We start from the raw sequence: 7,586 nt of genomic DNA, 5'->3' as shown, positions 1-7,586 counted from the left end.
GATCGAGATGATCCGGGAGCGGCTGGGGCGGCCGGATTGTCGCGATGGGGCGATCCTGGATGGATTCCCCCGCACGCCCGCTCAGGCCCAGGCGCTCGATGAGCTTCTGGCCGGGATGGGGCGCTCCCTCACCGCTGTCCTTTACATCCGAGTGCGCGATGAGCTGCTCCTTCGGCGCCTGGCGGGGCGGTGGACCTGTCGGACGTGTGGGGCTGTGTACCATGTCGAATTCAACCCTCCGCGTGTATCAGGTCGCTGCGATCTCGATGGGGGTCCGCTCTATCAGCGTGAGGATGACACAGAGGAGGTTCAGCGCCGGCGCATCCAGGTCTATCAAGAGCAGACCGCGCCCCTGGTTTCGTTTTACCGGGAACGCGGCCTGTTGGTGGAGATCGATGGGGAGCGGTCCATTCCGGAGGTGACAGAAGCGCTGATCCGAGCGATCGAGGTGCGGAAGGCGGTGGATCCATGAGCACACGCGTGATTCCCCGAATGGGCCGGCCGGTGGAGGGGATCCGGCTGAAGACGTGGTCGGAGATCCGGATGATGCGGGAGGCGGGCCGCATCGTCGCGGAGGTCCTGGCGGCGATGCGCACGTTAATTCAACCCGGCATCACCACTGCCGAGCTGGATCGTTGGGCTGAAGATTACATCCGCCGTCGAGGTGGTATACCTGCCTTCAAAGGCTATCCCAGTATGAAAGATGAAGGCGGCCCGACCTACCCGGCCACGCTCTGCACCTCGGTCAACCATGTGCTGGTCCATGGGATCCCAGGCCCTTACCGGTTGAAAGAGGGGGATATCATCAGCATCGATGTGGGGGTCAATTTCCGGGGCTACTACGCGGATGCGGCGATCACGCTGCCGGTCGGCCGGATTTCCCCCGAGGTCCATCGATTGCTGGAGGTCACGGAAGCGGCTCTCTGGGCAGCGATCGCTCAAGCCCGGCCTGGGCGACGCTTGGGAGATATCCAGTGGGCGATCCAGCATACGGTGGAATCCCAGGGGTTCAGTGTAGCCCGTGAGTTCACCAGCCACGGCATCGGGCGGGCTTTGCATGAGCCGCCTTCGTTTGTGAACCGAGGGCATCCCGGTCGGGGGCTTCTGTTGCGATCGGGTATGACCCTGGCGATTGAGCCGATGGTGACCATGGGGGATTGGCGAACGCGCATCCTGGAGGACGGATGGACTGTGGTGACCTTGGATGGAAGCCTGGCCGCTCATTTTGAGCACACCATCGCCATTACCGATGGGGATCCCATTATATTGACCGCCTTGGAAGATGATCCCCGTTTGGCTTAGCACTTTGCGTCCCGAACGTCATCATTCCCTAGATGAACCATCAAAGATGCTTTAATCTCCAAACGCTGTCTCGGAAATTGGAAGCATGTCTTTTGTTTGGGTAAAATAGGAGTCTGCCGCGCGCAATTCTTTTGCTGTGTCCGGATGAATTTTGTGGATATCCGGTGGGGATAGACGGCCTCTCTCCTTCTCCTCGCACTTCGTTGGGCTGTGGGAGGAGGGAGAAAAGCCTTAAGTAGGAGGTTTGAAAATCTCTCCTGTTCCCGGTTGCGGCGGGGCGCTTGGGTGCCCTCCTCACTTACGGGCGGGTGGAACGCAATGACCTGAGGGGGAAAGCTGCCGCCAGCAACCTCACGCCCCCGGGTCCTCGCCAGGGGAGGTTTTGAGATCAACTTATCCGATTCGGGAGGACGCGATGAAAGTTACACCTTCCGTCCGCCGGCGATGTCCGAAATGTAAAATCGTCCGGCGCAAGGGAGTGGTGCGAGTGATCTGTGAAAATCCTAAGCATAAACAGCGGCAGGGATGAGATAGGGCTCAGCTCGAAACTTCCTGGCTTCATGGGGACTGGCGAGAGAGCCTGCCCATGGCCCTTTGGGTTGTGTAGAGAGGGATCCTTCCGCCTCCTCTCACGGGTTACGAACTGCGTAACTTCTATCAGAGATATGGAGGAGAGATTCGATGGCGCGCATTGCCGGCGTGGAGTTGCCTCGCGATAAGCGAGTGGAGATCGCCCTTACCTATATCTTTGGGATCGGTCGTTCCTTGGCCAAGAGGATCCTGGAGCAGACCGGGGTGAACCCGGACAAACGCGTAAAGGATCTGACGGAAAGCGAGGTGAATATCCTGCGAGAGACGATCGAGAGGAACTACAAGGTGGAGGGCGATCTGCGGCGAGAGATTGCCATGAATATCAAACGGCTGATCGACATTGGGTGCTACCGCGGCCTGCGGCATAAAATGAACCTTCCGGTGCGGGGCCAGCGGACCCGGACCAATGCCCGCACCCGGAAGGGGCCGCGGAAGACTGTGCCCGGTCGTGGCCGCAAGCGCGGCGCCAAGAAGAAGTGATCCCATTCGGGGTGGGGGACGGATTTGCAGCCGGGCGCCTTCGGTGCCCGGCTCGCCCCCAAAAGGCTGTTTATCTCCCTCCCCACGGCCCCAAGGACCGTAGGGAGGGGGGATCCAGGGGGGCGGGGCCGTTGGCCCGGACCGTCCGCAAAACCCCAATCGACAAAGCAGTCGTCCCCTCCACCTGGAGGGATGATCTTTCCTATTTCGGCAGAGGTTACGCGGTTGGTTTCCTCGCGGGGAGGGGGGAGGGGTTGGCCCCCACAAGGGGAGGGCCCGGACGAGCAATCGGACCGCCCGTTTGTTCAAAGTCCGAGAATTGATAGCTCTGTGATTGATCAGAGATCCTGATCATATACTAGGGGGACACATCGATGGCGCGAGGTTCGAGGAGCACTCGAAAGACCCGGAAGAATGTCACCCGTGCGCACGTTTATATCCATGCGACCTTCAATAATACGATTGTGACTATTACGGATCCCAACGGGGATACTCTGACATGGGCCAGCGGGGGGACGATCGGCTACAAAGGCTCGAAGAAGAGCACCCCCTACGCAGCGCGTCTGGCGGCGGAGCAGGCTGCCCGCAAGGCGATGGATATGGGGGTTCGGGAGATCGATGTCTTTATCAACGGTCCTGGCCCTGGGCGGGAGGCCGCGCTGCGTGCCCTGCATGCGATGGGCCTGAAGATTCGGTCCATCACGGATGTGACACCCATTCCTCATAACGGGTGTAAGCCGCCCTCCAAGCGTCGCGTGTAAGTTATAGAAAGGAGCGAGCGTTGAGGGCCTGAGTTGTCCGTTTGTCTCCCTAAGGTTTGAGCCCGGGCAGGCGGGCGAGTGGGTTCAGGCTCTATATCAGTCTTTTGTCAAAGGGGCAACTTGCGGATAAGGCGATTTTGGGGTGGGTGGAGCGGCCTTCGGCGGTCCCGCCCACCCCAAAATCGCTCCGCTCTCCTCTCCGAGTGGTCCGATGGGCCACGGGGAGAGGAGAAGGGGATTACCCCGCCAATCTCGGAGAAGCGAGATCCTGCTGAGGAGGAGCGAATGGCACGTTATATTGGACCGGTTTGCCGATTGTGTCGACGAGAGGGGGAGAAGCTTTACCTGAAAGGGGAGCGTTGTTTCACGCCGAAGTGCGCGATTGAGCGACGAAATTATCCCCCAGGCCAGCACGGTCGGGAGTTGCAATTCCGGCGAAGCCGGCCTTCGGATTATGGGTTGCAATTGCGGGAGAAGCAGAAGCTGCGGCGGATCTACGGGGTGCTGGAACGCCAATTCCGGCGCTACTTTGAGATCGCCCAGCGCGCCCGTGGGATGACGGGGGCTCTGTTGTTGATCCTCCTGGAGCGTCGGTTGGACAACGTGGTGTATCGCCTGGGGTTCGCCAGCTCGCGGGCCCAGGCGCGGCAGCTTGTCCGCCACGGCCATTTTGAGGTCAATGGCCGCAAGGTCGATATCCCCTCGTATCAGGTCAGGCCAGGTGATGTCATTCGGGTGCGGGATAGCAGCCGGGAGAAGGAGTACTTTAAGGACATTATGGAGCGCCTGGAAGGCCATCGCCCCCCGCCCTGGCTGCAACTGAATCCTCAGGATCTGTCCGGTCAGGTCCTGCGTTTGCCCATTCGCGAGGAGATCGACACGCGGGTACAGGAGCATCTCGTTGTGGAGTTCTATTCGCGCTGATCGCATTCGGCGTTGGTGCACCATTGATGGTTAAAGGAGGTTTTTGTGGCTGGCGTAACGTTGGTTCTGCCGAAGGTGGAAGCGGAGATCCTGACCCAAGCGTACGGCCGTTTCATCATCAGTCCCTTGGAGCCGGGATACGGGGTGACCATCGGGAACGCCCTGCGGCGGGTGCTGTTGAGCTCATTGCCGGGCGCTGCGGTGACCAGCATTCGGATCACCGATGTGCCTCATGAGTACTCAACCATCCCAGGCGTCCGAGAGGATGTCATCCAGATCATCCTGAATATCAAGCAGCTTCGAATGAAGCTCTATGGAGATGGCCCGGCGCGCCTGCGGTTGGAAGTAGCCGGTGAGGGGGTGGTCACCGCGGCGGACATCCAGTGCCCGCCTGAAGTGGAGATTGTGAACCCCGATCTCTATCTGTTCACCGTAGATGATGACCGGACCCGCGTGGAGATCGAGATGACCGTGGAGCGCGGCCGGGGGTATTCGCCGGCGGAGGAGCGGGGCCGCCTGCCTATTGGGGAGATCCCTGTGGATGCGATCTTTAGCCCCGTCCGCCGCTGCACGTTTGAGATCGACCGAGCTCGGGTCGGGCAGCGAACCACCTACGATCGGCTGGTGATGGAGATCTGGACGGATGGGACGATGGGGCCTAAGGACGCCCTGATCGAAGCGGCCCGCTTGCTCATGCAGCACTTCTCCCTGATCTCCGAGTTCGTGGGGCCTGAGGAGGTTGAGATCCCAACCCAGCCGGTGCGGGAGATGATCCCGCCCCAGGCCTATGAGACATCGCTGGAGAGCTTGGAGCTCAGCGCGCGGGTGATTAACCCGCTGCGACGGGCGGGCATCACCACGGTCGGCCAGGTGTTGGAGCTGCTGTATCGAGGGGAGGAGGCGTTGCTCTCCGTCCGCAACTTCGGGGCCAAATCCCTGGAGGAGTTACGGGAGCGTTTGATCGAACGGGGCTTCCTGAAGCCCGAGGATTTGCAACAGCCAGCGGAGGAGATGGAGGAGGCTTGACCATGCGTCATCGGGTTGCCGGGAAGACATTGAGCCGGGATAAAGACCATCGAGAGGCCCTGGCCCGGAATCTGGCCACTCAGCTCTTTTTGCATGGGGCGGTCGAAACAACGGAGGCCAAGGCGGAATTCGTCCAAGCTTACGCTGAGAAATTGATCACCCTGGCCAAGCGGGCACTGGAGGACCCGTCGAAGCAGGTGGCTGCGCGTCGGCTGGCGGCGGCTCGCCTCTATGGACGAGAAGTGGTTAAAAAGCTCTTCGATGAGATCGCCCCGCGTTATAAGGATCGGAACGGCGGTTACACTCGCATCTATAAACTGGGGTTCCGCCGGGGAGACGCAGCGCCGATGGCGCGTTTGGAGCTGATCCAGGAATAAGTTGAGCGGAAGCGGTCCTGAAAGGATGCGGATTTGGGCGGCCCTCGCATATGAGGGCACGGCGTATCGCGGGTTCCAGCGATTGGCCCCCTCTTATGAGCCCACTATCCAGGGTGTCCTGGAGGAGGCGCTTCATCGTCTGTCTGGAGCAACGGTTCGGGTGCGTGGAGCCGGCCGCACGGATGCCGGCGTCCACGCATTGGGTCAAGTGATCGCTTTCGATATCTCGTGGCGGCATTCCCTGGAGGAGCTGCAGCGCGCCCTCAATGCGCTGTTACCGCCCGACATCGTGATCTGGGCTCTGGGGGAGGCACCGCCTGATTTCCATCCGCGCCTGGAGGCGAGAGCCCGAATCTATCGCTATCTGATCTACAACGGGCCTTGGCGGGATCCGTTCGGGCGGAGGTTGGCGTGGCATGTGCCTCAGCCGCTGGACGTCGAGGCCATGCGACGGGCGGCGGCCTTCTGGGTTGGCCGTCACGATTTCGGGGCCTTCGGCCGCCCACCACGAGGACAAGACACGGTGCGGGAGGTCTTCAGGACGGCGATCATCGCCGATGGCGAGTGGGTGGCCTTCGAGATCGAGGCGAATGCGTTTCTTTATCATATGGTCCGGATCATGGCGGCGGTGCTGGTCCTTGTCGGCCGAGGGGAGCGTTCCCCGGAGGTGGCCGCTGCCTACCTGGGGCGCCCAGACGCTTATCCGGCACACGCGCCCGCTCCACCTTACGGTCTATACTTTGTCGGGGCACGCTATGATCGGATTTCCATCCCGCCCCCCCCGCAGTTCCTGACTGGCAACCTGCGGAGGGCGGGCCGCCCGTAACTTCCCCAATCTTGAAATTGGAGGGAACAACACCGTGAAGACTTATGTCACCAAGCCGGCCGACATCCGAGCGGAATGGTGGATTGTGGATGCGACCAATCAGAACCTGGGACGGCTGGCCAGCCGGATCGCTCAGATCCTGCGGGGCAAGCATAAGCCTTATTTCGATCCCTCGCAGGATTGTGGGGATTATGTGATCGTTATCAACGCTGCGAAAGTGGCGGTTCACCCACGGCATCTGGAGCAGAAGGTTTATTACCGTCATAGCGGGTATCCCGGCGGCCTGAGGGAGATCCCGCTGCGCCGGATGCTGCAGACCCATCCGGAGCGAGTGATCCAGAAGGCGGTGTGGGGGATGCTGCCGAAGAACCGCCTGGGGCGACGTCTGCTGAAGAAGCTGAAAGTTTACCCTGGGCCGGAGCACCCGCACCAAGCGCAACAACCCAAGCCGCTTCCGTTGTAGTGATAAAAGCAATTCTTCGAGGCATATCCTACGCGGAGTGAAAGGAGCAACAATGGCAGCTGTTGTGGAAGAGATTACTTTCGAAGCCTTCAAAGGCCGTAATTATGTAGAAGGTGTGGGTCGCCGCAAGCGCGCCGTTGCCCGAGTCCGGCTATACGCGGGCGGGAGCGGGATTTTCATTGTGAACAACAAGCCGGCGCGGGATTACTTCGCCCGCGAACAGGATCTCTATCATCTGTTCGAGCCGCTCCGCCTGACGGGCATGGAGGGGAAGTTGGATGTCACGGTGAAAGTAGAGGGGGGCGGCCTGACGGGTCAGGCTGGCGCAATCCGCCTCGGGTTGGCCCGTGCGTTGGTTTTGTTGGATTCGAGCTTGCGCCCCCTGTTAAAGCAACACGGGATGCTCACGCGCGATCCGCGGGAGAAGGAACGCAAGAAGCCCGGGCTCCGCAGCGCTCGCAAGGCGCCTCAGTCGCCCAAGCGTTAATATGCATCATTCGATACGCTCTGGCCCAGCGATCCCGGATCCCTTCTTGGGATGGTCCTTTAGGCCGTTTCCCTGGGGTTGGGGAGGCTAGCGGAACGAGCACTCCCAACCCCGGAGAACAGTCCCCTCCTTCCTCCCCCATGGCCCTTGATTTGTCCACCCGCAGCTGCCCATGGGCCGTGAGGGATAGGGAAGCTGTCTCCGCATGCTTAGAAGGCACGTCATTCGGGGCTCGCAAGAGAAGGCGGAAGGGCCTCACCCTGCATCCCCCTCTCCCCGGCCCTTTGGGCTGAGGGGAGGGGGGATGAGAACGATTTTGGGGGCGGAGCCGGGCGCCAAAGGCGCCCGG

Annotated in this window: 11 protein-coding genes; all 11 read left to right on the top strand. The window is 61.0% G+C overall.

Going from position 1 to position 7,586, the window contains the following annotated elements; genetic code table 11:
• On the top strand, positions 1-472 hold a 472-nt coding region (locus ACFMO5_RS12665), incomplete at its 5' end, for an adenylate kinase family protein (protein ID WP_376793114.1).
• Positions 469-1,302, top strand: coding sequence for a type I methionyl aminopeptidase (gene map, locus ACFMO5_RS12660; protein ID WP_376793113.1), 834 nt, complete (start codon positions 469-471; stop codon positions 1,300-1,302). The genes ACFMO5_RS12665 and map, both read left to right, overlap by 4 nt.
• A 415-nt stretch (positions 1,303-1,717) precedes the next feature.
• Positions 1,718-1,831, top strand: a complete 114-nt coding sequence (gene rpmJ, locus ACFMO5_RS12655; protein ID WP_088571991.1) for a 50S ribosomal protein L36 — start codon at positions 1,718-1,720, stop codon at positions 1,829-1,831.
• Positions 1,832-1,983: 152 nt separating this feature from the next.
• Entirely contained in the window at positions 1,984-2,373 is a 390-nt protein-coding gene (rpsM, locus tag ACFMO5_RS12650) for a 30S ribosomal protein S13 (protein WP_376793112.1), read from the top strand.
• A gap of 374 nt (positions 2,374-2,747) precedes the next feature.
• Positions 2,748-3,134 (top strand): 30S ribosomal protein S11, encoded by a 387-nt coding sequence (gene rpsK / locus ACFMO5_RS12645; protein WP_376793111.1) that lies wholly within the window; start codon positions 2,748-2,750, stop codon positions 3,132-3,134.
• 285 nt (positions 3,135-3,419) lie between these two features.
• Complete coding sequence (gene rpsD / locus ACFMO5_RS12640) at positions 3,420-4,058, top strand: 30S ribosomal protein S4 (RefSeq protein WP_376793110.1); 639 nt, start codon at positions 3,420-3,422, stop codon at positions 4,056-4,058.
• 45 nt (positions 4,059-4,103) lie between these two features.
• A complete protein-coding gene (locus ACFMO5_RS12635) occupies positions 4,104-5,084 on the top strand; it encodes a DNA-directed RNA polymerase subunit alpha (RefSeq protein WP_376793109.1) in 981 nt (326 codons plus the stop codon).
• A gap of 2 nt (positions 5,085-5,086) precedes the next feature.
• A complete protein-coding gene (gene rplQ, locus ACFMO5_RS12630) occupies positions 5,087-5,461 on the top strand; it encodes a 50S ribosomal protein L17 (RefSeq protein WP_376793108.1) in 375 nt (124 codons plus the stop codon).
• A 25-nt stretch (positions 5,462-5,486) separates the two neighbouring features.
• Complete coding sequence (gene truA, locus ACFMO5_RS12625; protein ID WP_376793107.1) at positions 5,487-6,287, top strand: tRNA pseudouridine(38-40) synthase TruA; 801 nt, start codon at positions 5,487-5,489, stop codon at positions 6,285-6,287.
• 34 nt (positions 6,288-6,321) lie between these two features.
• On the top strand, positions 6,322-6,750 hold the full coding sequence (gene rplM / locus ACFMO5_RS12620) for a 50S ribosomal protein L13 (RefSeq protein ID WP_376793106.1): 429 nt from the start codon (positions 6,322-6,324) through the stop codon (positions 6,748-6,750).
• Positions 6,751-6,802: 52 nt separating this feature from the next.
• A complete protein-coding gene (gene rpsI, locus ACFMO5_RS12615) occupies positions 6,803-7,237 on the top strand; it encodes a 30S ribosomal protein S9 (protein WP_376793105.1) in 435 nt (144 codons plus the stop codon).
• The last annotated feature ends 349 nt before the right edge of the window (positions 7,238-7,586 follow it).

The organism is Thermoflexus sp., assembly GCF_042408365.1.
GTDB lineage: Bacteria > Chloroflexota > Anaerolineae > Thermoflexales > Thermoflexaceae > Thermoflexus.
Note: the sequence above shows the minus strand (reverse complement) of the source record. Positions and strands in the feature narration are given on the sequence as shown.